General features: G+C 72.2%; 21 protein-coding genes. 5 read left to right on the top strand and 16 right to left on the bottom strand.

Annotated features, from left to right (window positions below; translation table 11 throughout):
* Window positions 1-66: 66 nt before the first annotated feature.
* From ACFZBP_RS08020 to ACFZBP_RS08005, 4 genes are read left to right on the top strand one after another with little or no spacing between them, the layout of a single operon-like run.
* Entirely contained in the window at window positions 67-831 is a 765-nt protein-coding gene (locus tag ACFZBP_RS08020) for a hypothetical protein (RefSeq protein ID WP_391411005.1), read from the top strand.
* Window positions 832-856: 25 nt separating this feature from the next.
* Entirely contained in the window at window positions 857-3,205 is a 2,349-nt protein-coding gene (locus ACFZBP_RS08015) for a hypothetical protein (RefSeq protein ID WP_391411003.1), read from the top strand.
* 5 nt (window positions 3,206-3,210) lie between these two features.
* Window positions 3,211-4,734 (top strand): hypothetical protein, encoded by a 1,524-nt coding sequence (locus ACFZBP_RS08010; protein WP_383449819.1) that lies wholly within the window; start codon window positions 3,211-3,213, stop codon window positions 4,732-4,734.
* On the top strand, window positions 4,724-6,070 hold the full coding sequence (locus ACFZBP_RS08005; protein WP_391411000.1) for a DUF4407 domain-containing protein: 1,347 nt from the start codon (window positions 4,724-4,726) through the stop codon (window positions 6,068-6,070). The genes ACFZBP_RS08010 and ACFZBP_RS08005 overlap by 11 nt, the downstream gene beginning before the upstream one ends.
* Window positions 6,071-6,101: 31 nt before the next feature.
* Here ACFZBP_RS08005 and ACFZBP_RS08000 read toward each other — a convergent pair whose 3' ends face one another.
* Window positions 6,102-7,157 (bottom strand): substrate-binding domain-containing protein, encoded by a 1,056-nt coding sequence (locus ACFZBP_RS08000; protein ID WP_391410998.1) that lies wholly within the window; start codon window positions 7,155-7,157, stop codon window positions 6,102-6,104.
* 148 nt (window positions 7,158-7,305) lie between these two features.
* Here ACFZBP_RS08000 and ACFZBP_RS07995 point away from each other — a divergent pair, with 148 nt between their 5' ends.
* On the top strand, window positions 7,306-7,842 hold the full coding sequence (locus ACFZBP_RS07995; protein ID WP_391410996.1) for an alpha/beta hydrolase: 537 nt from the start codon (window positions 7,306-7,308) through the stop codon (window positions 7,840-7,842).
* Between the two features lie 18 nt (window positions 7,843-7,860).
* Here the strand turns inward: ACFZBP_RS07995 and ACFZBP_RS07990 are convergent, their stop codons facing one another.
* The 15 genes from ACFZBP_RS07990 to ACFZBP_RS07920 form a co-directional block, all read right to left on the bottom strand.
* Entirely contained in the window at window positions 7,861-8,616 is a 756-nt protein-coding gene (locus tag ACFZBP_RS07990; RefSeq protein WP_391410994.1) for a metallophosphoesterase, read from the bottom strand.
* Window positions 8,613-9,590: an EamA/RhaT family transporter gene (locus ACFZBP_RS07985; RefSeq protein WP_391410992.1), complete on the bottom strand. Its 978-nt coding sequence runs from the start codon at window positions 9,588-9,590 to the stop codon at window positions 8,613-8,615. The genes ACFZBP_RS07990 and ACFZBP_RS07985 overlap by 4 nt, the downstream gene beginning before the upstream one ends.
* Complete coding sequence (locus ACFZBP_RS07980) at window positions 9,580-10,839, bottom strand: ATP-grasp domain-containing protein (protein WP_391410990.1); 1,260 nt, start codon at window positions 10,837-10,839, stop codon at window positions 9,580-9,582. Before ACFZBP_RS07980 ends, ACFZBP_RS07985 begins: the two co-directional genes overlap by 11 nt.
* 12 nt (window positions 10,840-10,851) lie before the next feature.
* Window positions 10,852-12,543, bottom strand: a complete 1,692-nt coding sequence (locus tag ACFZBP_RS07975) for a CTP synthase (RefSeq protein WP_383449828.1) — start codon at window positions 12,541-12,543, stop codon at window positions 10,852-10,854.
* 70 nt (window positions 12,544-12,613) lie between these two features.
* A complete protein-coding gene (locus ACFZBP_RS07970; protein WP_383449829.1) occupies window positions 12,614-13,987 on the bottom strand; it encodes a cation:proton antiporter in 1,374 nt (457 codons plus the stop codon).
* The gene (locus ACFZBP_RS07965) at window positions 13,974-14,501 is read right to left on the bottom strand and encodes a deoxycytidine triphosphate deaminase (protein ID WP_383449830.1); all 528 of its coding nucleotides are present in this window, start codon (window positions 14,499-14,501) and stop codon (window positions 13,974-13,976) included. The genes ACFZBP_RS07970 and ACFZBP_RS07965 overlap by 14 nt, the downstream gene beginning before the upstream one ends.
* The gene (locus ACFZBP_RS07960) at window positions 14,498-15,058 is read right to left on the bottom strand and encodes an AAA family ATPase (protein ID WP_383449831.1); all 561 of its coding nucleotides are present in this window, start codon (window positions 15,056-15,058) and stop codon (window positions 14,498-14,500) included. The genes ACFZBP_RS07965 and ACFZBP_RS07960 overlap by 4 nt, the downstream gene beginning before the upstream one ends.
* On the bottom strand, window positions 15,055-16,134 hold the full coding sequence (locus ACFZBP_RS07955; RefSeq protein ID WP_391410986.1) for a hypothetical protein: 1,080 nt from the start codon (window positions 16,132-16,134) through the stop codon (window positions 15,055-15,057). Before ACFZBP_RS07955 ends, ACFZBP_RS07960 begins: the two co-directional genes overlap by 4 nt.
* Window positions 16,131-16,586: an SRPBCC family protein gene (locus tag ACFZBP_RS07950; protein WP_391410984.1), complete on the bottom strand. Its 456-nt coding sequence runs from the start codon at window positions 16,584-16,586 to the stop codon at window positions 16,131-16,133. The genes ACFZBP_RS07955 and ACFZBP_RS07950 overlap by 4 nt, the downstream gene beginning before the upstream one ends.
* A 28-nt stretch (window positions 16,587-16,614) precedes the next feature.
* Window positions 16,615-17,229, bottom strand: coding sequence for a DUF6031 family protein (locus ACFZBP_RS07945; protein WP_391410982.1), 615 nt, complete (start codon window positions 17,227-17,229; stop codon window positions 16,615-16,617).
* Window positions 17,226-18,335, bottom strand: coding sequence for a DUF6001 family protein (locus ACFZBP_RS07940; protein WP_391410980.1), 1,110 nt, complete (start codon window positions 18,333-18,335; stop codon window positions 17,226-17,228). Before ACFZBP_RS07940 ends, ACFZBP_RS07945 begins: the two co-directional genes overlap by 4 nt.
* A gap of 5 nt (window positions 18,336-18,340) precedes the next feature.
* Complete coding sequence (locus ACFZBP_RS07935; protein WP_391410978.1) at window positions 18,341-20,059, bottom strand: alkaline phosphatase family protein; 1,719 nt, start codon at window positions 20,057-20,059, stop codon at window positions 18,341-18,343.
* Window positions 20,056-20,838, bottom strand: a complete 783-nt coding sequence (locus ACFZBP_RS07930) for an HAD hydrolase-like protein (protein WP_391410976.1) — start codon at window positions 20,836-20,838, stop codon at window positions 20,056-20,058. The genes ACFZBP_RS07935 and ACFZBP_RS07930 overlap by 4 nt, the downstream gene beginning before the upstream one ends.
* Window positions 20,838-22,073, bottom strand: coding sequence for a hypothetical protein (locus ACFZBP_RS07925; protein ID WP_391410974.1), 1,236 nt, complete (start codon window positions 22,071-22,073; stop codon window positions 20,838-20,840). Before ACFZBP_RS07925 ends, ACFZBP_RS07930 begins: the two co-directional genes overlap by 1 nt.
* A gap of 2 nt (window positions 22,074-22,075) precedes the next feature.
* Complete coding sequence (locus ACFZBP_RS07920; protein ID WP_391410972.1) at window positions 22,076-24,583, bottom strand: PEP/pyruvate-binding domain-containing protein; 2,508 nt, start codon at window positions 24,581-24,583, stop codon at window positions 22,076-22,078.
* Window positions 24,584-24,652: the final 69 nt, after the last annotated feature.

The following is a 24,652-nucleotide window of genomic DNA, read 5'->3' as shown; positions in this document are numbered from 1 at the left end:
CCAGTGCGTGCCCCTGGACGCACGGCCACGGAGCGTGACTCCAGGAAATGAGCGGAGAGTTCGATCATGGGAACGTTCGGTCGCAGACTGCTGCTGGCGGTCGACGCCAAGGGATACGGCGGGGTCGATGTACTGACCCAGCGTCAGTTCCAGGAGGCGATACAGCGGCTGCTCGCCGAGGCCGCCGACGCGGCCGGCCTCCAGCGGGAGCGGTGGGAGACGCAGGAGGGCGGTGACTCGGTGCTCGCGGTCCTGCCGGACGGGGCCTCCGAGCCCGACCTCGTCGACCCCTTCATGCGCCGGCTGGACGCGGGGCTGCGGGCCTTCAACCACGGGCGGCTGCCCGAGGCGTGGCTGCGGCTGCGGGCCGCGGTGCACTTCGGTACGGCGTCGCCGGCGCCGACCGGGTTCGTGGGCCGGGCGCCCGTCGAGATCGGGCGGATCCTGGACAGCGCGACGCTGCGGTCGGCGCTGGCGGCGGTGCCGGACGCCTGTCTGGCCGTGGCCGTCTCCGCGACCGTGTTCAACGACGTGGTGCGGGAGGCGTACACGACCTTCCGGGCGGGGGAGTTCCGCGAGGTGCGGATCGCCGAGAAGGAGTACGCGGGGCGGGCCTGGATCTGGGTGCCGGGGGCGGACCTGCGGGCGCTGGATCTGGGTGACGAGGGGGGCGGGGGCGACGGGAGTGCCGGGGGTGCGCCGGGTGACGGGGGTGGTGAAGTTGTTGACGCGCGCCCCCGGAGTGCTCCAACTGCCCCGGTGAACACGGTGGTTACCGTCAACACCGGAACCATCAACGCACAGCGTGCCGTCTTCGGGATCCACAACTGAATCCGATGGAACCGAGTGACGGCTGATGATGGACGAGCAAGAGAGCGAGCGGGCCGGCCGGGACGGCCGCCCGCACGCGGAACCGGCCCCGGAACCGGCCGGGTCGGCTCCGAAGGCACCCGAGCCCGAACCCGCGGCGCACGCGGCGGGCAAGAAGGCCCCGGAGTCCGACGGGGCCGAGCAGTCGGAGAAGCCCGTGGAGTCCCAGGAGCCCATGGAGCCCATGGAGCCCATGGAGCCCGTGGAGCCCGTCGACTCCGGCGCGGGCCCCGCCCGCGACGGCGAGGACACGGGTGACGCCTTGGGGCGGAAGAAGGCCGAGGAGAAGGCCAAGGACAAGGCCGACGGGAAGGCCGAGAAGGCCGAAGAAGGGGCCGACGCCACGGCCGAGGAGAAGGCCCGGGCCGCCTCCGCGAGCCAGGTCCACCACAACAACGTCAACCAGTACTTCCTCGGCGCCCTCGACGCCCCGGAGATGCACTTCGGCATCGGCGTCGCCGACTCCGCCCACGCCCGCCGCCGTGCCGTCGGCCGGCTCGACGCGGGCGAGGCGGACGCCGTCCTCGCCTCGTACGTGGAACCCGACTGCTTCGAGGAGGCCGTGACCGCGCTGCAGCGCGACGGCGTGGTGGTCCTCGTCGGCCCGTCCGGCACCGGCAAGCGCGCCGCGGCCGTGGCACTCGTCGCCACCGTCGCCGGGGGCAGCGAGTACGTGGTGCTGTCACCGGGCCGCAGCCTGGAGGAACTCGCCAACGGGCGGGTGGAGTTCGCCAAGGGCGTCGGGTACGTGCTGCTGGACCGGATGCACGAAAACCCCTCCGCCACCGCCGACTTCGACTGGCGGCGCGTGCGGGACACCGTGCGCGAGCACGGGGCGCACCTGGTGGTGACCACCGTGCACGAGGTGCAGGGCCGGGCCGCCGAATCCGTACGCCATGTGTCCTGGCAGGCGCCCGATCCGGCGGCCGTGCTGCGGGTGCGGCTGACGCGCGCGCGGTGCGCGCCGGAGACCGTGGAGCGGGCCGTGGCGCTGATGCCCGACGGATGCCGGACCGCTGAGGTCGTCGCGGCGGCCGAGCGGCTCGCCGAGGGCGCCGAGCCCGACGTGGTCTGGAAGGAGTACGGCAGCAGCGCGGCGGCACCCGTGCGCGAGTGGTTCGCCGCGGAGCGCACGCCGCAGGAGTGGGCCGAGGTCACGACGCTCTCCTTCGTGACCGGCGCGGGCTTCCGCGACTTCGAGACCTACCAGCAGCGGCTGGAGCGGTGGGTGGCCCGCGCCTTCGCGAAGCCGACGGAGGAGGAGGCCGCCGAGGCCGCCCGGCGGGCCGCCGATCGTCGCCTGTCGCTGGCCCGCAACCCGCTCGTCGCCGTCGAGGAGCGCAAGAACGGCGCCCTGACCCGCACCGCGCTGGTCTTCGCGCACCAGCAGTACCGCCAGTGGGTGCTGCGGGAACTGTGGACCATGCGTTCGACGGTGTACTGGGACGGCGTACGGGACTGGCTGACCGGGCTGCTGCGCGACGGGCGGACCGGCCTGGAGACGCAGCTGTCCATCGCGCAGGGGCTGGCGCTGCTCGCCCCGTCCGCCTTCGACGAGGTCGTCCAGAACTATCTGCACCCCTGGGCGTCCGGTGCCGCGGGCCCCGCCGGGCAGTCCACCGCCACGCTGGTGCTGCACTGCATGTGCCTCGACGAGAGCCTCGCCGCCGTGGCGCTCGGCGTGGCCCGGGACTGGGCCCGCTCCTACGACCCGGTGATGCGCTCCACGGCGACCGCCGCGTTCAGCGGCCAGCTCGGCGTGCGCTTCCCCACGGACGCCGTGCAGACCCTGCTGCGGCTGACGGGGCGCGGCGGCGGGGCCTCGTTCGCGCTGGCCGGGCTGGTCGCGGTGCTCGCCGAGTGCGGGGAGGACACCGGCGCGGTGTTCCGGCCGCTCGCCTACCGGCTGCGCGCCCAGCGCGACCTGCTCGCCGGTCCCCCCAAGGAGGGCGTCCTCGACGCCGCCCTGACCGTCCTGCGTGCCCGCGACGCGCGCACGGGCCGCCCGGTCTGCGCCGACGTACTGGTGCACAGCCCCCGACAGACCCAGAAGATCGGCGAGTTGTGGGCCGGCGTCCTGGGCAACCTGCCCCGCTGGACGCGGGCCCTGGACGGGCTGCACGCCACCCTGAGGGCGCTGTCCGCCGTGTGCGAGGAGCCCGGGCCGGTCGCCGTCCGCCTCGGCGCGGCCGTCGGCGGGGCCCTGCGGCCGGACGAACGCGAGGCGCTGCCGGCCGGGCTGGAAGCGGCCGCCCGCCGCGCCGAGCGGTCCGGCCCGGCGCCCACCCATCTGATCCAACTCTTCCTTGACGCCGTACTGAGCACGGAGGAATGACAGGTATGGCCGAGAACTCCAAGAACTCCGGGACCTCCAGGAGCTCCCGGAACTACCCGCTCGTCGAGCAGCGGGAATACGCACGTGCGGGCAAGCGCGGTGGCTTTCTGAACCGGCGCCCGGCACGCGACGACGACGAACTGCCCAGGGTCGCCGCGCACCAGGTGCGCGTCTTCCGGATCGGCGGGGAGTACGTCGAGGACCACGGGCAGCTGCGCCCCGACGACCCCGCGGTGGTCGCGGCCAGCTCGGTCACGGTCGTCGACCGGCGGGTCGAGGTACCCGTCGAGGTGGAGACCCGCATCCCGTCCGTCGAGGCGGGCGACTTCACCGTACGGACCACCTTCTACTGCACCGTCACCGACCCGTGCGCGGTCGTACGCCACGGCATCACCGACGTGGAGGCGCTGCTCCTGAGCCATCTGCGGTCGGTGCCGGGGTTTGTCGAGGAGGGCAGCGACCGGGCGATCGTCGACTCGCTCGCCGTGCGCGACCGGATCGACGCCCGGCTGACCGCGTACCAGGAGATGCGCCCGGCCGAGCTGTTCGGGCTGCGCGCCCGGCACGGAGCGGTCGAGGTCCTCACCCCGACGGAGCTGGCCGACGCCCTCGCGAAGGAGGACGAGGACCGCCGCAAGCTGGAGTGGACGCGCGAGCGGGAGGAGCGGGAGCAGGAGGCGAACCTGCGCCGCGCCCTGCTGGAGACCGAGCTGGAGATCCGGCGCGAGGAACTGCGGAACATGAGCGCCGTGCGCAAGGAACGCAACCGGCAGGAGGAGGAGAGCCTGCGCAGCCGCTACGAGCGCGAGACGGGCGCCGAACAGCAGGAGTACGACCTCCGGCAGCGTGCCGAGCGCAACCACGCCACGCGCATCGAGCTCACCGAGGACGTCCGGCTGATCGGGACCAACCCGAGCGCCGCCGACTATCTGGCCATGCACAACGGCGACATCACCGCCGACGAGCTCGCCCAGCGCCTGGACAGCCGGCGCCGTGCCGACCACGAGGCCGAGCTGCAGCGGCTCTCCGTCGACCGGGAGGACGAGCGCTGGAAGGTCGAACGCGAGGACCGCCGCCATGAGTTGGACCGCGCCGAGGGGCGCGAGGACGCGGCGGAGCGGCGACGGGAGGACTTCCGCCGCTGGGACGTGGAGCACGAGGACGGGCTGCGCCGCCGCCAGGAGGAGCGTGCCGACGCCGAACGCCAACAGCGCGACGAGCGCGAGTGGGCCAAGGACGTGCTCCAGGTGAAGGCCGCGCTCAGCAAGGAGGCCATCGCCCGGGGCCTCTTCGACGGGGTGCCCAGTGGTCCGGGCGAGTTCATCAACGGCGTCAGCGATGTGACGTTCAAGCCACGGCCCGGACGTGAACTGCCCGAGGAGGACGCGCCGGGCGAGCTGGAGGGGGCCTCCGACAAGCCCGAGGCCGGTGACGGGCCCCGCCGGGGCGGCGAGACGGACATCGACATCGATTACGACGGCGACCTCGACCTCGGGGGCACCGACTCGGAGGCGAGCCTTGGCCACTGACACCCCGCTGCGCCCGTACGACAGCGCCCCGGTCGACGACGACCGCGGCTCCGTGCGCCCCCTGCCCCCGAGCACCGGCCCGGCCGCGCGACTGCGCCGGCTGATCGGCATCCGGGAGGACCTCCTGGCCTGGGTGCCGGAGGAGCGCACGCGCTACACCTGGTACGGGGCGATCGTCCTCAACACGGCCCTGGTCGGCGCCCTGTCCATGGCCCTGGCGCTCGGCAGCTTCCGCTCCGACCTGCCGCTCGCGGCCGTGCTGCTGGTCGCGGCGGTCTGGTTCTGGGTGGTCCTGGTGATGGACAGCTGGCTGGTCTCCAGCACCCACGGCACCGCCGTCAAGAAGTGGTCGCTCGGCCTGCGCCTGCTGCTGTCCGTGCTGCTGGGCCTGTTCATAGCCGAACCGATCCTGTTCCAGATCTTCGACAAGGAGATCCGCCAGGAGATCGCCGTCGGCAACGACCAGAAGGTGGCCGACTACCGCGGCATGCTCGTCGCCTGCAACCCGACGGACGGCGCCGCCACGACCGTCCGTCCGGAGTGCCGCCGCTACCAGCTCAAGGTCGCCGGCTCCCCGGCGGAACTGTCCCAGCAGACGGCGAGCAACGAGTCCCGGACCAAGGCGCTGGAGGCGCAGGTCGACTCGGTCAACAAGACGCTCAAGGACAAGATGGCGACCGAGCAGCGGCTGTGCGGCCGGGAGAACTGGATCTGGCGGGGCGGGGTCAGGGACGTCACCATCACCTGCGAACGGGCCCGCGAGGACTCCTCGTCCTACCGCAGGACCAGCAAGATCGACACGTACGAGAAGCAGCTCGCGGCGTTGCGGGCCGAGGGGCAGACCCTGGCGGAGAAGAAGAACAGGGCCGCCGACACCTACCAGCCGCAGCTCCAGCGGACCATCGACGCCAAGACCCGGGAACGCGCCGCCGACCTCGACACCGACGGCATCCTCACCCGGGCCCACGGCCTGAAGGAGGTCGCCGGGTCGGACGGCTTCGCGCTGTTCCTGACGATCGTGCTGCACCTGCTGCTCCTGGGCTTCGACGCGCTGCCCGTGCTGGCCAAGTTCATGAGCGGCAGCACGATGTACGACACCCTGCTCGGCGCCCGCTTCGAGGCCAGCCGCCGGCTGCACGCCGAGGAGCTCCAGGTGCGGCACGAGTGCGCGCGGATGGAACAGCAGGTGCAGCGCCATCACGTCGAGCTGGACACCGGGGACCGGATGCAGACCCTGGCCCACCGGTACCGCGTGGCGCAGGCGGAACGCTCCGCCCAGGAACGCGCGGAACTCGACGCCCGCACGGAACGCCTGCTGCGCACCCGCCGGGCCTGAACCGTGCCGCCGGGGCCGCGACGGGCCGCCGTCAGCCGGTGAGTCCGGCCCGCTCGCAGGCCGCCGCGAGCCCCGGCGCGCAGATCTGGTCGATGGTGTAGACGCCGTCCTTGACCACCGTGGACCTGATGTCGGCGGTGGTCACGGGGACGGGGTCGAGCTGGACGGCCGGGATGTCCTTGGTGGTGGCCGTGTCGACGGTGGTGTCGGTGAGGTCGGTGATGTCCTCGCCGCGCCCCAGGGCGACGGCGATCCGCGCGGCCGCGTCGGCCTCCGCCTTGAAGGGCTTGTACACGGTCATGTACTGCTCGCCCAGCACGACGCGCTGTACGGCGGCGAGGTCGGCGTCCTGGCCGGTGACCGGTGGCAGCGGGTCGATGCCGGCGCTCCTGAGGGCGGAGATCACGCCGGCGGCCAGCCCGTCGTTGGCGGCGTAGACGCCGTCGACGTTGTCGTTGCCCAGGGTGGCGAGGGCGTTGTCCATGTTGGTGTGAGCGGTCTCCTGGCTCCAGCCCGGGGTGTCGTACGACTTGGCGATCCGCACCCTGCCCTGGAGTACGGACAGCGCGCCCTTCTTGAACGCGATGTTCGTCGGGGAGGTCTGGGGACCGTTCATCATGACGACCTGCCCGCCGTCGGCCCCGTCCCCCAGGGCCCTGACCAGCGCCTCGCCCTGGAGCCTGCCGACGCGTTCGTTGTCGAAGGAGACATGGGCCGAGATCGGGCCCTCGACGAGACCGTCGTAGGCGATCACCGGGATACCGGCGTCATGGGCCCTCTCGACGGAGGAGCGCAGCGACCTGAAGTTCACGGAGCTGAGGAGCAGGACCTCGACATCCCTGTTGATCATGGCCTCCACCTGCTGCTTCTGGGTGGCGACGTCCCCCTCGGCGTTCGCGTACTCCACCGCGCACCGCGCGCACAGCTCCGTGACCCTCTTCTCGATCAGCGGCTTGTCGAACCTCTCCCACCGCGTCTGCACGTTCTGGCTGAGCAACAGCCCGACCCGGAACCCACCCTCCCCGGAGCCGCCCCCACCCGAGCCACAGCCGACCAGCGCCGACGCCGCCACCACGACCAGCGACAACGCGGCAACGGCAAGGCACCTACGACCCCGACCCACACGCACGGGGGCCTCCCTGGCTCGTCCGGGAACGTCCGAGAAACCCCCTGACCGGCGGGCCGGCCACTCACTGCCAGGATAGGCGGGGCGGCGTGCCGCGCGACGGTCCCGCGTGCGAGAGCTGCCGCGACCTCACTGGGCCGCTGGCCGACCACATGGACAGGCCCTCGCCGACCTGGACGCCGCCGACCCCGCGGCGGCACGGGTCCTGCGGAAGTACGGCGAGCCGATCGGGTACCCGTTCTTCAGCCCGCTCGGCTGGACGGTCCAGACCGGCTGCCAGAACTGGCCGGCCGAGGTGACCAACCCGCAGCGCAGGCTGCACGTCGACGGAACCCCGCCGATCCTGATGACCAACAGCCGTTTCGACCCGGCCACCCCCTATTCCTGGGGCGCCAACGCCGCCCGTCAGATCGGCCGCGAGGCCGTACTCCTCGCCTACGACGGAGTCGGCCACGGCGACTACTGGCTGAGCCCGTGCGCACGGGACGCCATCGACACCTACCTCACCACCCTGAAGACCCCCCGCAAGGGCACCCACTGCCCCGCCGTCTGGCCCACGGCCACCCCGTCCGCCGAACGGCAGCCATCGTCCGGCGACCTCGTCAACCCGCTGCCCGACCTGCTGGGCCGGCGGACGTACCGGTGAGCGGATGACGTCGAACGCTCACACCACCCGCACGTGACTCGTGAGCCGGCCGTCCTCGTAGACATGGAAGGTCAGCATGGGCGGCGCCTCGTGGGTCTTCCAGGAGGAGGCCGGGTGCTGTTCCCAGGGGAGCAGGGCCGTGGAGATGATGCCCGGGGCGCAGAGCAGGGGGCGGTCGGCGAAGGAGGTGGTGGTCGGGGTGTGGGCGTGCCCGCAGAGGACGGCGGCCACCTGGGGGTGGCGGTCGAGGATCTTCGCCAGGGCGTCCGGTTCGCGCAGGCCGATGCGGTCGATGTACGGCAGGCCGAGCGTCGTGGGCGGGTGGTGCAGGGCGACGAAGGCGGGTCGGTCGGGGGCGGCGGCGAGGGACTCGTCGAGCCAGTCGAGGGTCTCCGGCTCCAGCAGGCCCTCGGCGCGGCCGGGGATCGAGGAATCGCACATCAGGACGCGGACGCCGGCGATGTCACGGGCCTCGTTGACCGGTGCCGTCGCCGTACCGCCGCCGCCCCCGAGCAGCACCTGCCGGTACTCCGGGCGGGAGTCGTGGTTGCCCGGGCACAGCAGCACCTGGTGGCGCTCGTACAGCGGCGCGAGGACCTCGCGGGCCTGGTGGTACTCCGCGACCGTGCCCCGGTCCACGATGTCCCCGGTGATCAGTACGGCGTCCACCGCGCCCGGCAGCTCGGTCAGGCGGGCGACGGCCCGGCGGGTGCGCTCGGCGCTGTGCGCGGTGCCGTCCAGGTGCAGGTCGCTGAGGTGGGCCAGGACCGTCATGCCTTCACCTCCGCCTCGGCGGTGAGCTCCTGCTCGGGCCGCTCGGCGTCCCGCTTGCCCGCCCGCCAGCGGGCCCAGGTGCCCAGGCACATGGCCAGGGAGATCGCCAGCACGCCGTAGAAGGTGTCCTGGGACTGGTGCAGACGCGGGTCGAAGAACTGGACCACGTAGGTGATCAGCAGGTTCGTCCCGAACAGCATGGAGACCGTGATCGGTTCGGTCCGCACGATGCCCTGCTGGAGCAGGTACAGCGAGATGATCACCCCGACGAGGCTGATCACGAGGATGGCGCCGACGTTGCCCCGGGAGTACGCGCCGAAGCTGTCGCGCGCGACGAGGATGACGAACGTGGCGACGATCAGGGCCACGAACCGCGAGGCCATCATCTGCCGCACCGACATCCCCGCGTCGCCGAGCCGCTTCGTGTAGTACGTCACCCCCGACAGCGAGATGGTGGTCAGCACACACATCACGAGCCCGAAGACCAGCTTCCCGGTGGGCAGTTCCCCGATGGCCGACGCACCGTCGGAGGCTGTGACCAGCAGATACGCCATGGCGGCGAGCATCGCCCCGGCCGCGGCCACCTCCAGCGGCAGCGCCTTCGTGCCGGGCCGCAGCTTGAACCCCAGCGCGATGGTCACGGCCGGGCCCAGCCCGATGATCAGCGAGTTGGCCAGGGCCGGTTCGAACGCGGTGAACGCGTACAGCACCGCGATCCAGCAGACCGCGGTGGACACGTTGAGCATCACCACGTCCGGCAGACAGCGCCGCACCGCGGCCCGCAGCTCCCGTTTGTCGCGCAGGGTCAGGAAGTAGAACGCCTGGGCCACGACGAAGGAGTTGAAGGCGATGAACTCCGGCGAGAGGTCCTGGACCAGGGCGCCCTCGAAGACGGACTTGGTCGAGTTGATGACGCAGTAGCCGAGCACCAGCAGCGGTCCGGCGGCCACGGCGAGACGGCGGCTAGGCGACATCGTAGAAACCCTCGCCGTCCAGGTACCGGGCGGTCATGTAGTCGTGCGTCACGACGCCCTCGACCTCGTGCAGCAGATGCACCAGCATCGGGTACGTGAGGTCGTTGACGGTCCGTGAGATCTCCTCGCCCGGCCGCACCTTCAGCAGCACGTCGTGGAAGCTCTCCAGCGCGCGCAGCTCGGCCAGCTTCGGGTAGTCGACGAGCTTGCCCGCCTCCGGCGCGACCATGTTGACGCAGACCGCGTGCCGGGCGACCTCGTAGTCGGTGTGCCGACGGGCCTCGAAGGCCGCCGGGTCCGTGTACGCGAGCACCGTCCACTCCAGCTGGCTCTCGCCGATCGCCGCCTGGGTCAGCAGCGGCAGCATGGCGCCGCACACCCGGGCGCCGGTCTCGACGAGCCGGGGGCCCTGCGGGGTCAGCTTCAGCTCGGTGTGGGCGGGTCCGTTGCGCACCCCGAGGGCGTCCAGCACGGAGAACGCGTACTCCGTCAGCAGGTCCTGCTCGGGCCCCCGGCGGACCATCAGCGCCGACCCGCCGAGCAGGTCGCGCACGCCGTTCACGCCGAGGTGCTGGGTCTTCCAGAGGTCGCACACGTAGTGCTCGCCGTCCAGGCTCACCGTGTTGACGTAGTACTCGGCACCCACCAGGTACTCCTGCGCGACCACGGCGTCGTTGCGCAGGCCGACCGCGCTCTCGGCGCCGACGAGCGCGGTGAACGCCGCCCGGACCTCCTCGGCCGTGCCGCAGAAGGACACCCCGTCGTTCAGCGCGCTGCGGACCGGCTTGAGGACGACGGTCCGCTCGGCCTCGCCGTACCAGTCCAGCAGGGTGTCGAGGTCGGTGGCGAGGATCTGGTCGGCGGCCGGCACCCCGGCGGCCTTGACGGTCTCCACCATGCGGAACTTGTCCCGCCGGGCACTGCTCAGTTCGGTGCCGTTGGTCCGCAGCCCCAGCGCCTCGCTGAGCACGTCCGCCAGCTCCACGCCGATCTCCGCGCCGGCCAGCAGCGCGACCGGGGCGTACGGCGCCAGGGCGGCGAGCGTCTCGGCCGGGTCGCCGCCGTGCACGACGGTGGCGAGGAAGTCGTCGGGCCGGAAGGACGCGCCGAACGCGGCGGGCGGCCGCGCGAGGCTCTGGACGTGTACGCAGTCGTAGCCGCGGGCGTGGAAGAGCGGGGCGAGATGGCTCGCCGTGGAGAAGGCGTCGACTATCGCGACGACCGGGCGGTGGCCCTGCGAGGTACCCATGCGGGGGCTCCTTTATCGGTGTGTGGGGGTTACCGCGGAAGGGGTGGCGGTGATGCGGTCGACGGCGGCCCTGACCAGGCCGGCGAAGAGGGGGTGCGGTCGGGTCGGACGGGAGCGCAGCTCCGGGTGGGCCTGGGTGGCGACCAGATAGGGGTGGACCTCGCGCGGGTACTCGACGTACTCGACGAGCCGGTCGTCCGGGGAGGTGCCGGAGAACACCAGCCCGGCCTTCTCCTCCAGCTCCGCGCGGTAGGCGTTGTTCACCTCGTAGCGGTGCCGGTGCCGCTCCTCGACGTACTCCTGGCCGCCGTACACCTCGCGCACCAGCGAGCCCTCGGTCAGCCTCGCCGGGTAGGAGCCGAGCCGCATGGTGCCGCCCAGGTCTCCGTCACCGGCGACGATGTCGAGCTGCTCGGCCATGGTGGAGATCACCGGGTGCGCGGTGTCGGGGGCGAACTCGGTGGAGTCGGCGTCCGGGATGCCGGCCAGGTTGCGCGCCGCCTCGATCACGACGCACTGCAGGCCCAGGCAGATCCCGAGCAGCGGGACCCTGTTCTCGCGGGCGTACCTGATGGCGCCGATCTTGCCGGCGACGCCGCGGTCGCCGAAGCCGCCGGGGACGCAGACGCCGTCGACGTCGGCGAGTTGCTTCGCCGCGCCGGCCGGGGTCTCGCAGGTGTCCGAGGCGACCCATTTCACCGTCACCCGGGCCCTGTTGGCGAAGCCGCCGGCCCGCAGCGCCTCGGCGATGGAGAGGTAGGCGTCGGGCAGGTCGACGTACTTGCCGACCAGGGCGAGGGTGACCTCGTGCTCGGGGTGGTGGACGCGGTCGAGCAGGTCGTTCCAGCGCGTCCAGTCCACGTCACGGAAGGGCAGGCCCAGCCTGCGGACCACATAGGCGTCGAGGCCCTCGGCGTGCAGCACCCGGGGGATGTCGTAGATGGACCTGGCGTCGACCGCCGCGACCACGGCCGCCTCGTCGACGTCGCACATCAGGCTGATCTTGCGTTTGATCGCGCCCGGCACCTCGCGGTCGCAGCGCAGCACGATCGCGTCCGGCTGGAGCCCGATGTTGCGCAGCGCGGCCACGCTGTGCTGGGTCGGCTTGGTCTTCAGCTCGCCGGAGGGGCCGATGTACGGCAGCAGCGAGATGTGCACGACGAAGACGTTGTCGCGGCCGACCTCGTGACGAACCTGGCGGACCGTCTCCAGGAAGGGCAGCGACTCGATGTCGCCGACCGTGCCGCCGACCTCGGTGATCACGACGTCCACGTCGTCGGTCGCCATGCGGCGGACGCGGTGCTTGATCTCGGTGGTGATGTGCGGGATGACCTGCACGGTGTCGCCGAGGTACTCGCCGCGCCGCTCCTTGGCGATCACCGTCGAGTACACCTGGCCGGTCGTCACGTTCGCCGAGCCGTCCAGGTCGACGTCGAGGAACCGTTCGTAGTGGCCGATGTCCAGGTCGGTCTCGGTGCCGTCGGCGGTGACGAACACCTCGCCGTGCTGGAACGGGTTCATCGTGCCGGGGTCGACGTTCAGGTACGGGTCCAGCTTCTGCATCGTGACCCGCAGGCCCCGCGCCTTCAGCAGGGCTCCCAGGCTGGAGGCGGTCAGCCCCTTGCCGAGCGAGGAAGCGACGCCGCCGGTGACGAAGATGTGCTTGGTCGTCGTGGACGGCGAGGGGCGGGTCTGCGTGTCCAAGGGGGACTCCCGTAGGTCGCGGGTGGAAGGGGGAAAGGGGGCCGTCGGGGGCCGCGCCGGTCGCGCCGGGTCAGCCCGAGGCGGCGTCCACGGGCGTCTTGGTGCCGGTGCCGGTGCCGGCGTCGGCGCCCTCGGCGCGGGGTGCCGGGACCCCCTCCGCGGCGAACGCCCCGCGGGCCACCGCCCGTTCGAGCCACCAGCCGGCGATCTGCGAGGTGACGATCGCCGTGAGGATCAGGGTCGTGAACAGCGAGGCGTTGACGATCCCGGCGTCGAAGGACACCGTCGCCAGCACGATGCCCGGTCCGCCGCGCGCGTTCAGCGCGACCGCGAGGTCCAGGGACTCGGCCTTCGAACGGCTCGCCAGCCGGGCCCCGACGTAGGCGCTGGCCGCCTTCGCCAGACAGGCCACCAGGATGAAGCCGACCGTGAACCACAGGTCGAAGGAGTGCACCAGGTCGAGCTTGAGGCCGACCGTCGCGAAGTACACCGGGATGAAGAACCCGGCGGCGAACCCCCGCAGCTGCCCCATGGGTTCGCTGCGCGAGGTCTGCCCCGCCATGCCGGACAACAGGCCCACGACGAACGCGCCGAACATGGGCGCGACTCCCAGGTACACACAGCTCGCGGCCACGGCCAGCAGCACGGCCATGCGCACGGCGACCGCGCCCAGCGGGCTTCCCGCACCGGCCGACCCGCCGCGCGCCGGGCGCGGCAGGCGCCGCAGCGCCAGCGCCACCAGCGCCATCACGACGAAGAAGACCACGGAGGCCACCGAGTGGTAGGCCGCGGAGGCGTTGGCCGACGTGACGCCCAGGGTGTGCGCGAGGCCGAAGCCGTCGCTCCCGGCGCCCGCGACCATGCCCAGCGCCACGGACAGGATCACGTTCAGCACGACGTCCTCGACCACCGCGACCGACAGCACGACCTTGGCGAACCGGGTCCGGATGATGCCGACGTCGAGCATGATCCGGGAGATCACCGGGATGCTGGTCACGGCGATGGCGCAGGCCAGCACCAGGGTCAGCGCGGTCACGTCGTCGGCCGGCCCGACGAGGTCGCCGGTGTCGACGACCTTGACGGCCAGCAGGCCGATCGCGAAGGGCACGGCCATCCCGGCCACGGCGATCACCGCGACCGAACGCCCGTCCTTGCGGGAGAAGACCGTACGCATCTCCACCCCGGCCGTGAACATCAGCAGGAGCATCCCCAGCTGGTAGACCAGCGCGGGCCCGAAGGCCACCGGCCCCTTCGCGGGGAACAGCCAGTTCTCGACGCCGGGCAGCAGCTGCCCCAGCACGGTCGGCCCCAGCACCAGACCGCCGAGGATCTCCCCGATGACGGGCGGCTGCCGGAACCGGGCGAAGAGCCGGCCCATGGCGTACGCGGCGGCCAGCAGCAGGGCGAGGGCGAGCAGGACCCGGCAGAGTTCAGTCTGCGACACGGGCGTCCAGACTGAAGCGGGAGGCCACGGCGGAGGTGGAGCCCGTGTACTTGCCGTCGTAGCCGATCGAGTCGCCCTGCATCGACCAGAAGGCCAGCTTCCCGATCGTCATCCCGGGATAGACCCGGACCGGGTGGGCGACCTTCATCTCCAGCGTCCACGGGAAGACCGCGCCGCTGTGCCCGAGCGGGGCGGAGAACTGGATCCAGATGCCGAGGGTGGAGGCGGACCGGCAGGCGTAGAGGGTGGCCGCGTAGTGCGGGCTGCCCATGGCCTCCATGGTGCCGCCGAGGTAGAAGCGGCCCGGTTCCAGGACCATGCCCTCGGGGCCCATCTTGACGTGCTCGGCCGTCGGCGGCTCGTAGCAGTCGATCACGTCCTGCTCGTACCAGAGGATGTCGTCGGCGAGCCGGAAGCCGTAGCTGTTCGGCTCCAGCCGCTCCGGGTCGAAGTCGTCGATGTGGATCCGTCCCGCGCGTACCTCGGACAGGATCTCGGGTCCGCTCAGGATCACAGCCAGCTCCCCAGCAACTCGTGGACGGCGGCCCGGTACTCGTCCAGGCCCGCGCCGTTGTCGATGACGGCGTCCGGGGTGATCAGGTCGATCTCCCGGGTCGAGCGGTCGGCGCGGGACGGGTCGCCCCTGCCGGCCAGCCGCTCCCGGCGCAGCTCCTCGTCGCAGGTGATGCGCAGCACGCGGAAGCCGTGGCCGCGCAGCGCCGGGGCGTCCACGTGCGGGTCGCGCAGGTCGTCGTTGACGATGACGTCGGCGTCGGCCCGGGTGAGGCGGGCGGTGAAGTCGGCGGCGAGCGAGTCGGGGCGGATGCGGCGCATCGCGTCGGCAAGGGCCTCCATCAGGATCTGGTCCTGCGCCCCGTCCGCCAGCGGGCCGCCGGCCCTGCGATAGACCTCCGCCTGGAGGTCGTACAGCGGCTCGGCGAGCTTGATCCGGGTGTGGGAAAGGCCCTTGTCCCCGGCGAACTCCTCGATGAGCGAGGCGCAGGTGGACTTCCCGGCACCGGCCAGGCCCACCACGGATATCCGCAGGCCGCTGCGGGCGTCGCTGTTCATCGTGCGGTCTCCTTCTCGGTCTCGGTGGTGTTCCGCAGTACGGCGTCCGGGTCGACGTCGAGGGTGCCGCGCAGCCGCACCATGTCCACCGAGCCGAGGACGGCGCGCAGTTCGGCCAGGCCCCGGTAGAACGCCGTGTAGTCGGGGACCAGATAGGTCTGCCAGGTGAAGAAGGTGGTGTCGACCTGGCGGTCCACGATCTTGTTCAGATGCGCCCAGCGCTCGTTGTCGTCCGTCAGGTGACGCACGGTCAGCGGCTCGCCCGGCCTGACCTCGGGCAGCAGCAGCGCGGCCAGCCGCTTGGGTTCGGCGGTGAACTCGGCGCCCAGCCAGGACTCGAAGACGTCGGGGTCCATCAGGATCTTGTGGCCGGGCTCGTAGCTGTCGATCCGGTCGTCGACGCTGTCCCGGACCAGCCGCTCCAGCCGGGCGTCGGCCCGGATGGTGCCGACCCCGACGTACGGGTAGTCGCGCCACGGGTGGGCGAGGATGTGGCCGTCCTCGATGGTGCAGAACAGCTTGTCGCCGGTGAAGTACTGCCAGCCGGGCCGGCGCAGGGCCGACAGCAGGGTGGTGGTCTTGCCGGCGCCCTTGGGCCCGGCGATGATCACGGCCTCGCCGTCCCGGTGCAGACCGGAGGCGTGCAGCACCACCGTGCCGAGGTTCTCCTCGTGCCGGATGACGAGGTCGCGCACGAAGTCGAGGATCTGCACCGTGGAGCCCTCGGTGATCCGGACCAGGAAGGTGTTGTCCTTCGCGGTGTCGGCCGGGGCGTCGAGCAGGGTGGCGCGGTTGACGTAGGTGCGGCGGCCCCCGGTGTCGACGACGTGCGCGTCGAAGTTGAACTCGGCGGCGTTGCTGCGCCGGATCACCGACTGCGGCAGCGCCCACACCTCGGGGGCGACGTCCGTCTCCGGGTCGTAGGAGCGCACGTCCACGGAGAAGGTGACGTCGCCGGCCGGGGCGGGTGCCATCAGATGGCGGAAGAAGCGGCGGACCGGCTCGAACACGGCCGTCGCGTCCTCGGGGACGTCGAAGCGGACGGTGGTGTGCAGGAAGTTCAGGTACAGGTTCATGCCGAGGTCGCTCCCCGTTGTGCGGCGCAGGCGGTGAGGGCACGCAGCAGTTCGTCCGCGTGTGCCTGGAAGGACTGGGACCAGATGGGTTCGAGCAGCGGCGCGAGACCGTCGACGCCCAGCTCGTAGTCGAGGGCGAGGGTGACCCGGGTGCCCGGGCCGGACGTGGCCACGGACCACTCGCCGGACAGTTTCTCCAGGTCACCGGCGGTCTGCTCGAAGCGCAGCCGCAGCCCGGGCCCGGCGGCCTCGCGCTGTCTCCAGGTGACCTCGCTGCCGTTGAGCAGCACGGTCCACTCGTTGATGCGGAACGTCTTGTCCTGTTCGGACCGCGGCCGTACGGCCACCACGTGCCGGGCGCGGGAGGCGACGAGCGAACTGTCCTTGACGAACTCCCACACCGTTTCCGGGGCGTGTCCCTCGATCAGGGTCTCCGCCTGTATTTCAGGCATGTGCAACCTCGTTCTTCGTGTGGCGGTTTCAGGCGGCCTTCATGAACGGGGCCAGGAACCCGATGTCGAGCCCGGCCGTGCGGGCGAGTTCCGCCCAGACCCGCAGGGTGCGCAGCATGTCCCGCTGCCCCTCGGCGACCAGCCGGTCGGGCAGCTCCCCGGGGAACGCGTCCAGCAGCCGCTCCCACAGCACATGGATCTCGTCCACCGCGCAGCTGTCGCCGCCGAACTCCTCGTGCAGGCCGAACACCCCGGCCAGCTCCGGGCCGGTGGCGTCGACCACCTCGCGCATCCCGTACTCGAGGGCGAGCGCCAGGCAGTGCGCGTCGTCCACGGCGACGCGGCCCGCGAGCCGCTGGTCGATGTCGAGCAGCTGCTCCAGGAACCGCAGCTTGGCCGCCTGCTGCATCTGCGGCTGCTCGGTGCCCCCTTCGAGGTCCTCGACGTAGGCCCGCCCCTCGGCCAGCATCAGCCAGGCGGCCTGCACCCAGACCTGCACGGCCTGCGGGCCCGCCATGACGTGCCCGGCCCGTACCGAGGGAAAGGCCGTCAGCTCGTTCGCGCCGCGCGAGGTGCGCGCCGCCCGGCCGCGGTCGTCGGTCATCTCCGCGTCGCCCCTGTCTGTCGTGGTGTACGCCGTCATCGCCCGGCCTCCTCGTCCAGGTAGCCGATCCGCAGCCGGGCCGCGCCCGCGCGCAGCGCCCGCAGCAGGGCGGCGGCGTCCGGCGCGTCGAGCGCGGACAGCTCGTCCAGGCGGGCCGGGGCCCCGGTGAGCGGCAGGTCGGACTCGGTGCCGACGCCCGGCAGCACCACGCCGCTGTCCTTGCCCACGAGGACGGCGGCGCCGGGCAGGAAGGCCCTGACGCGGCTGGTGAGTTCGACGCCCACGGTGACGGCCCGGGCGGTCCCGGTGGCCTGCACGGCGTCCAGGACCAGCTCGGTGAGCGGTGCCGCCAGCGGCTCGGCGGCCGCGGCGGGGTCGAGGAAGGTGTGGACCTCCTTGCGGAGGCGTTCCAGCCCGGCGGCCACCGACTGCAGCCGCTCGTCGTGCCAGCCGCCCTCGGCCATCAGCCGGGTCCAGCGCAGCGCGTACCACTTGCGGGTGGTGTACACGTCGCCGTGGTGCGAGAGCAGGCCGTCCATCAGGTGCAGCAGCACGTTGTACGCGTAGCCCACGCGTCCGCGTGTCTCGCCCGCGGCCTCGGCCAGCGTGGCGTGCGTGACCTGTTCGACCGCGGTCTGCAGGGCGGCCCGGCACCAGACCCGGCTGAGGGCGGGAAGCCACGGCAGGTAGGGCGCGGAGCCGTCCATCGCGATGCCGTTGACGATGCGCTCGGTCTGCTTGCGGCGGGGCTCGCGCTGCTTGTCCCAGGCGCGGAAGCCCGCCACGGTCTGCTCGGCCGGGAGCGCGGCGAGCCGGTTCAACTCGGCCAGGTTCGAGGCAAGTTCGGCCTCGCTGAACGACACGACCTCCAGGTGGTGGCCGTCCTCGAAGATCTTGGTGGAGATCCGGGGGCCGTCGATCGCGGCCTCCTGGATGCGGATGAAGTCCAGGTCGCTGGTCGGGTTGGCCAGTCCGTGCACCGGAGAGCTGGTCAGCAGCAACAGGCCGGGGCCGACGCGTTCGCGCATCAGGTCGGACAGCCACCCGGGCTCCAGGCCGCGGCCCGAGAGGAAGGCCGTCACCTGGGCGTGGCGACGGGCGGTGAGCTCGTCGGGGCAGAGGAAGTGGGGAAAGGCGGACGGCATGACCATCATCCTTCGTCGGTCGGTTCGAAAGGGCCGGAGTCGTACAGGCGCTCGGCGTCCGTGCCCAGGCCCAGCTGACCGAGGACCAGCGCGGCCGGCAGGGTGTTGTCGAGGACACCCGGCGCCCGGCCGGGCCGGATGCCCGGTCCGATCGCGGCGTGGACCGCGTGGAGTCTGCTGTCACCGGTGTTGACCACGTGGGCGCCGGTCTTGGCGACCCGCCGCACGACCGGGCCCTCGCCCAGCAGCAGGGAGCTGGGCTGGTAGTCGTCGGCGAGGGCGACATAGGTCACCGCGGCGTCGGTCGCGGGGTCGGCCGGGATGTCGGCCGGGGTGTCGGTGAGCGGTTCGCCGTCGCCGTCGAGGAAGCCGGCCACCACGGGGCGGTCCGTCTCGGGGTCGGTGACCGAGGACAGGGCGGCCCGCGCCCGCGCCATCGCCTGCCGGGCCCGCACGGGATCGCCGGCCGTGCGCTCGCCGGGCCACAGGGAGCCGTTGTTCGCCGGGTGGTAGAAGACCTGGGAACCCGCCGGGTCCAGCTCCCCGTCGGCACCCCGCACCGCGAGGCCCGACCGCACCAACTGGTCGTTGAGATGCACCAGATGCGTGCTGCCGACCATGCCGTGGTCCGCGCCGAGCACCACGGTGTCCTCGGCGCCGGCCCGGTCCAGGACCCGGCCGAGGATCGCGTCCGACCAGCGGTAGCAGCGCCGCACGTACGACCACACGCGTGCGGCGAGGTCCGGGCGGTGGGCCGCGCTGCGCTCGTCGCACCAGCCGAGGAACTCATGGCCCACGTCGTCGGTCATCGGCAGGTAGACGACGACCAGGTCGGCGTCGTGGGTCTCCAGGACCGCGTCGGCCGCGGCGCCGAAGGACCGGGCGACGCACTCCACCGAGGACAGGAAGACCTCCTCGGCCGAGCCGTCCCCGCCCTCGGCCAGCCGGGGCCCGAACGCCGCCCGGCGGTACAGCGGCCCGACCCCCTCGCCGGCGAACGGCGGGCACTGCGCCAGCCGGTGCAGCATCTTGGTGTTGCGCCCGGCGGTACGCGTCCGCCAAAGGCCGGTGTGCACCAGCAGCAGCCGCCCGTCCGCCCGGACACAGCGCACCCAGGTGCCGTTGCGCCGGTCCAGTTCCAAGGGCTGCCACCCCTGGTCCGGGTCCAGCAGCAGCGGCAGTTCGCCGCCGATGAGCCGTACCCGCTCGGTCCCGTCCGGGGCCCGTTCGACCAGGGCGTCGACGCGGTGGCCGCCGATGTCCCAGGGCTGTTCGCCGGGGCCGGGGTCCAGGGTGCGCAGGGCGTGCCGGGTGAGCCGGTCGCTGTACGCCTCCACCGCGCCGTCGATGTGCGGCCCGACGTGGTCGTCCGTACCGAAGACCCAGGGGGCGTGCACCAGCGCGCTGGTCAGGTCGTTCTCGGACATCGCCTCCCACACGGTGGGCATGGCGGGGAAGCCCGGCGAGAAGCCGCTGACATGGCTGGCGACGCCGTCCCCGGCACCCGGCACGGTGAACCCGGTGACCCGGTGCTCGGCCGGCCAGGTACCGGTGAACAGGGTCGCGAGGGACGGCGGGGTCTGGCAGTTGGGCCGTGCCGGACGCGCGGCCGTGAACACGCCGCGCTCCCGCATCCGGCTGACGTTGGGAAGGGCGCCCTCGCGTTCCAGCCGGTCCACGACCCAGTGCGCCCCGGCGTCCCAGACCACCCAGTAGACGGTCATACGACGCCCCACTCCCGGATCAGCCCCGGCAGCGCGGCGACGGAGTCCAGTTCGTGCGAGGCCTGCCCGGTCAGTCCCTCGGCCCGCTGGTCCGCGTACTTGCCCGTGCGGACCTGCACGGTCCGCAGTCCCGCGGCACGGCCCCCGGCGATGTCGGTCGTCGCGTCGTCGCCGACCACCACGCACGCCGTGACGGGCACGTCCAGGGAGCGGGCCGCGAGTGCGAAGAAGTCGGTCGCCGGCTTGCCCAGCACCCTCGCCTCGGTTCCGGCGGCGTACGTGACGGCGGCGACGACCGCGCCCGTGTCCAGATGGTCCCCGTCGGCCCGCTTGAAGTAGCGGCCCGTCTGCAGGGCCAGCAGCACCGCACCGTCCCGCACCGCGCGGAAGGCGCCGTCGAGCGCGGCGTAGTCCAGGGTGTCCCGGCAGTCCCCGATCAGCACATGGCTGTACGGGGGTTCGTCCACCAGGGTCGGCAGCGCCGCGCGCAGCTCACGGGAGACCAGCGGGTAGGTGCGGGCCCCGGCGGCGGTCAGCAGCCGGCCCGCCGCCACCACCGGGGTGAACAGCTCCTCCGCCGCCACCGCCAGGCCGTACCCGGCCAGTTCGCCCCGGATCTGTTCCGCGGTCCTGGAGTCGGTGTTGGTCAGGAAGCGCAGCCCCACACCCAGTTCGCGCAGGGCCGCCACCGCCTCCACCGCGCCGTCGACCACCGCGCCCCGGGCGTACAGGGTGCCCTCCAGGTCGAGCAGGACCGCCCGCACGGCGCCGCCCGTCATCAGCCGACCTTCCGGGCCAGCTCGGGCCGGGCCGCGACGGCGTCCTTGAGGAAGGTGCGCTTGGAGTAGAAGCCCCGCTCGTCGCCCAGCCCGCGCTCGCGCAGGAACGCCTCCAGCCAGCCGACGATCTCCTCCATCTCGGCCAGCACCTCGGCCTCGTCGGGCTCGACGGCGACCCGGCTGCGCAGGTACTCCAGCTCGCACTGGTTGAGCGTCACCTCGCGGGCCTCGACCAGGCTGCAGTGGTCGAAGAAGACGCCGTAGACATGGCCGGTGCGCACCGACTCGAAGTTGATGTCGTAGCGGACCCGGCGGAACGACGGCAGCCGGACGGCCTCCACCTTCAACTCCTCGCGGACATACCGCTCGAAGCCGCCGTCGTCGGCCAGGTCGAGCCCGTAGGTGTGGCTCTCCCGGCGGTCGAAGGTGTCCTCGGCGTACCACTTCCGCTTCAGCAGGTGCTTGCCGTCGGTGGTGGGGATGAAGGAGGCGTAGCCGCGCTCGGCCTCGGTGGGGCCGGTGACCTCGAAGAGGTGGTTGAGGTAGTCCCAGGCCTGGTACTCGTCCCGGTACTCCATGACATAGCCCGGCAGTTCGCCGTCCAGCAGGCTCCGGTACAGCTCGACCGTCAGCGTCCAGGAGTCCACGGGCGGGGTGAGCGTGTACTTGTACTCCAGCTCCTTGCCGCTGAAGCACTTGCGGTAGTACCGCTGGTGGTTGTTGAGGAAGAGGAACTGCTCCGCGTGCAGCCGGACCGCCTCCGGCAGCCAGGCCAGCTCCTCGACGCCGGCCGTGTCCACGGCCTCGGGCGTGATCCGGATGAAGCAGGCGTCCTCGGCCAGGAAGCGGATCTGGCTGTGCACATGGGCCCGGTCGCCGTCCGCGGTGACGTAGAACAGCGGCACCAGCGGGCCGGCGTCCCGACCGGTCACCTCGGTGACGGCCTCACGCAGCTCCCGCCCGGGCAGCATGCCGGGGAAGAGCTCGTCGCCGGCCGCCTTCGCGGTGTGCCGACGGGTTCCGTCGACGGTGCGGACGGCCAGCTCCAGCGGGCCGAGCCGGTCCCAGCGCAGGACGGCCGTGTTGCTCGGGAAGGCCTGCTCCACCGGGGCGGCGAGCTCGACGAGGACGACCGGGTCGGATCCGGCGAGCGGGGCCGTGCCGTTGAGGAGGTGCAGGCCGCCCAGGGCCAGCCAGGCCCGCCGTCCGGCGGGGGTGGGGGTGGTCTCGCTCACGGTCACTCTCCCTTGCGGCCGGTCGTCGCGACCGTGCCATCGCTGATCACTGCCTCGGTGCCGCTGATCCCGGCGGCGGTCACCGCGGGGATGCGGGCCTCGCGCAGCAGGATCGCCAGGTGCCCCAGCGCCGATCCCTGGTCGAAGACGAATCCCGCGACGTGCTCCAGCAGCACGGAGAGCACCGCGTACGGCCGAGCCGCACTGATCACGGGCTTCTCGTCGTACGACTTGACCAGGTCGAGGATGCGGGCCAGGCCCTCGTGCTCGGTGACGTCCTGGGACTTGTCGATGCTCACGGCCGGGCCGATGGACAGGCGGCGCAGCAGCGCGTCGTCGTCCAGGCGCAGCAGCGGTCCCCGGGCGGTGCCGGGGGAGATGCAGACCTCTCCGTGCGCGACGGTGACGGTGTCGTCGCCGCCGAGCACCGAGTAGTCGACGAAGTACAGCGTGCCCCGGTCGAAGACCCACTCCAGGGTCACCGGCCCGTGCTTGGCGTGCATCGCCGCGGTGAAGCGGGCGAGTTCGTCGAGGTGCGGGCGCAGCACCGTGCCCCCGGCCGGGCAGGTCACGTTGGCGGCGTCGGCGTAGCCCGCCGTCACGTCCTTGACGACGATCGCCTCGCCGCCCGCGGTGCCGCGGTTCAGGGCCATCAGGCCCTCGTCGGTGTACTCGACGACGAGGCCGGTCTGGCCCGCCCGCCGGGAGATCACCCCGAGCTCACCGCGGATGAAGTCGCGCACCACCACCGTGTGCAGGTCGGTGCCGTCCGCGGACACGCCGGTGGTGACGGCGAGCTGACGGGGCACCTCCTCCTTGGGCACCACGATCTGGCGCAGGGTGTCGCCGAAGTCGAGGACGCACTCGTCGGTGCCGCCGGCCAGCGTGTCGCGCAGCGCCCGCGCGCCCTCGTCGCCGTGCAGGCCACGGCCGTTGAAGCGGATCACCCAGCCGGCGCCGGTGGACACCCCGTGCTCATGGGCCAGCCGGTGCGCGGGACCCCGCTTGGCGCTGTAGCCGCTGTAGACGGCGGCCACCGCGCCGAGGTTGAAGTCGGCGGGGAGCTCGTCGACGTACAGCCGGTGCGCCTCGGTGACCGGTTCGGCGCTGGCGTGGACGGCCTCGCGGGCCGCGGTGAGCGGGCGCACCTGGACGAGGTGGACGCCGTCGGCGTCGGCCGCCCACTCCACGTCCACGTCCTGTTCGCGGCTCGCGCGCAGCCGCCGGGCCAGGTCCACGACCTGGGCCAGGACCTGCTGTTCGGCCGCGTCCGGCGCCTCGGGTCCGGTGCCCGGCGCGGCCGACTCGGCACGCCGCGGTACGGCGACACCGGCGACCAGCTCGTCGGCGAGGCCCTCGACGTACTCGACGGACACCCGGTCGCCGTCGCCGTCCAGCCCGGTGAACGCGACACCCGCGAGAGTCGGGCGGACGAGCCGCTGGACGATCACGGCGAGCCGGGGCGCGGGCGAGAAGTCACCGGCGCGGATACGGGCGGCGACGGCCGGGGCCTCGTAGTAGGAGCGCCAGCACTGCTCGATGGCGTCGACGACGGCGTCCACGCCGCTGACCCCGAGGACGGACTGGTGGATCCCGGCGAGGCTGGAGGCCTCGGTGTCCTCGTCGAGACCCGAGGAGCGCACGGCCAGTTCGGTCCTGTCGTCCCCGGCGTCCGGGAACATCTCGTGCAGCCGGGCGGCCAGCAGCCCGCGCGCCTGCTCGGGGACGCGGATCTCGGCGCCGATCTTCTGGATCTTGGCGACGGAGTCCGTGAAGAACGCGCCGACGGTGGCCTTCAGATCGCCGAAGGCGTCGGCGAGCGCGGCGTTCTGCTCGGCACTGAGCGCGTCGGTGAACTCGCCCGCGGGCACGCAGAACGCGGCCGGTACGGGGAAGTCATGACTGGAGACGGCGAGTTGGGCGAACTTGGGGCCGACGTCGTTCGCGTCGAAGCTCGCGCCGAGCCCGGGGAACCGCTGGCGGGCGAACTGCTTGTCGAAGTCGACGTGGATGTCGCTGGAGCGGGGGCCGACGGAGCCCTGGTACTTGCCGTCGTACAGGACGATCTCGCCCTGCGGACGCCACCACATCATCTGGCCGATGTTGATGCCGGGATACACCCGCACCCGGTTCATCGTGTACAGCTGCAGCGTCCACTGCCCGGTGTACCCGATGTCGCCGAGGCTCGCGGAGAGGTTGATGAACATACCCAGCCGCGCGACCGAGGAGCGGGCCGCGAACGTGGGCGCGTAGTGCTCGCTGCCCAGCACCTCGATGGTGTGGGCCAGATAGAGCCGTCCGGGCTCCAGCACATATCCGTCGTCCGGGATCTCGACCTCTTCGAAGTCGTTGGTGCGCCGGGCGTCCAGCGGCATCTCCTGGTAGACCCGCAGGGTCTTGCCGAGACGGAAGTTGTAACTGTTGGGGTTGACCTGCTCGGGCGTGAACGGCTCGATGGTGATACGACCATTCGCCCGTTCGCGCGCGATCTCACTCCCGGTCAGAATCATGGGGTGACCTGTTCGCTCGTTCTCGTGAGAGAGGTGTGAAGAGCCTCGGAGAGCCGTCCCCGCGAAGGG

Origin of the sequence: Streptomyces sp. NPDC008086, from assembly GCF_042957325.1 — a bacterium.
Lineage (GTDB): Bacteria > Actinomycetota > Actinomycetes > Streptomycetales > Streptomycetaceae > Streptomyces.
This window is presented reverse-complemented; position numbering and strand designations above follow the sequence as displayed.

Coding starts and splice junctions, on each gene's coding strand:
- ACFZBP_RS07955 (WP_391410986.1), bottom strand. CDS start 16,134: ATGAACCTGTACCTGAACTTCCTGCACACCACCGTCCGCTTCGACGTC.
- ACFZBP_RS08015 (WP_391411003.1), top strand. CDS start 857: ATGATGGACGAGCAAGAGAGCGAGCGGGCCGGCCGGGACGGCCGCCCG.
- ACFZBP_RS07985 (WP_391410992.1), bottom strand. CDS start 9,590: ATGTCGCCTAGCCGCCGTCTCGCCGTGGCCGCCGGACCGCTGCTGGTG.
- ACFZBP_RS07950 (WP_391410984.1), bottom strand. CDS start 16,586: ATGCCTGAAATACAGGCGGAGACCCTGATCGAGGGACACGCCCCGGAA.
- ACFZBP_RS07920 (WP_391410972.1), bottom strand. CDS start 24,583: ATGATTCTGACCGGGAGTGAGATCGCGCGCGAACGGGCGAATGGTCGT.
- ACFZBP_RS07960 (WP_383449831.1), bottom strand. CDS start 15,058: ATGAACAGCGACGCCCGCAGCGGCCTGCGGATATCCGTGGTGGGCCTG.
- ACFZBP_RS07980 (WP_391410990.1), bottom strand. CDS start 10,839: ATGGGTACCTCGCAGGGCCACCGCCCGGTCGTCGCGATAGTCGACGCC.
- ACFZBP_RS08020 (WP_391411005.1), top strand. CDS start 67: ATGGGAACGTTCGGTCGCAGACTGCTGCTGGCGGTCGACGCCAAGGGA.
- ACFZBP_RS07930 (WP_391410976.1), bottom strand. CDS start 20,838: ATGACGGGCGGCGCCGTGCGGGCGGTCCTGCTCGACCTGGAGGGCACC.
- ACFZBP_RS07945 (WP_391410982.1), bottom strand. CDS start 17,229: ATGACGGCGTACACCACGACAGACAGGGGCGACGCGGAGATGACCGAC.
- ACFZBP_RS08010 (WP_383449819.1), top strand. CDS start 3,211: ATGGCCGAGAACTCCAAGAACTCCGGGACCTCCAGGAGCTCCCGGAAC.
- ACFZBP_RS07935 (WP_391410978.1), bottom strand. CDS start 20,059: ATGACCGTCTACTGGGTGGTCTGGGACGCCGGGGCGCACTGGGTCGTG.
- ACFZBP_RS07940 (WP_391410980.1), bottom strand. CDS start 18,335: ATGCCGTCCGCCTTTCCCCACTTCCTCTGCCCCGACGAGCTCACCGCC.
- ACFZBP_RS07990 (WP_391410994.1), bottom strand. CDS start 8,616: ATGACGGTCCTGGCCCACCTCAGCGACCTGCACCTGGACGGCACCGCG.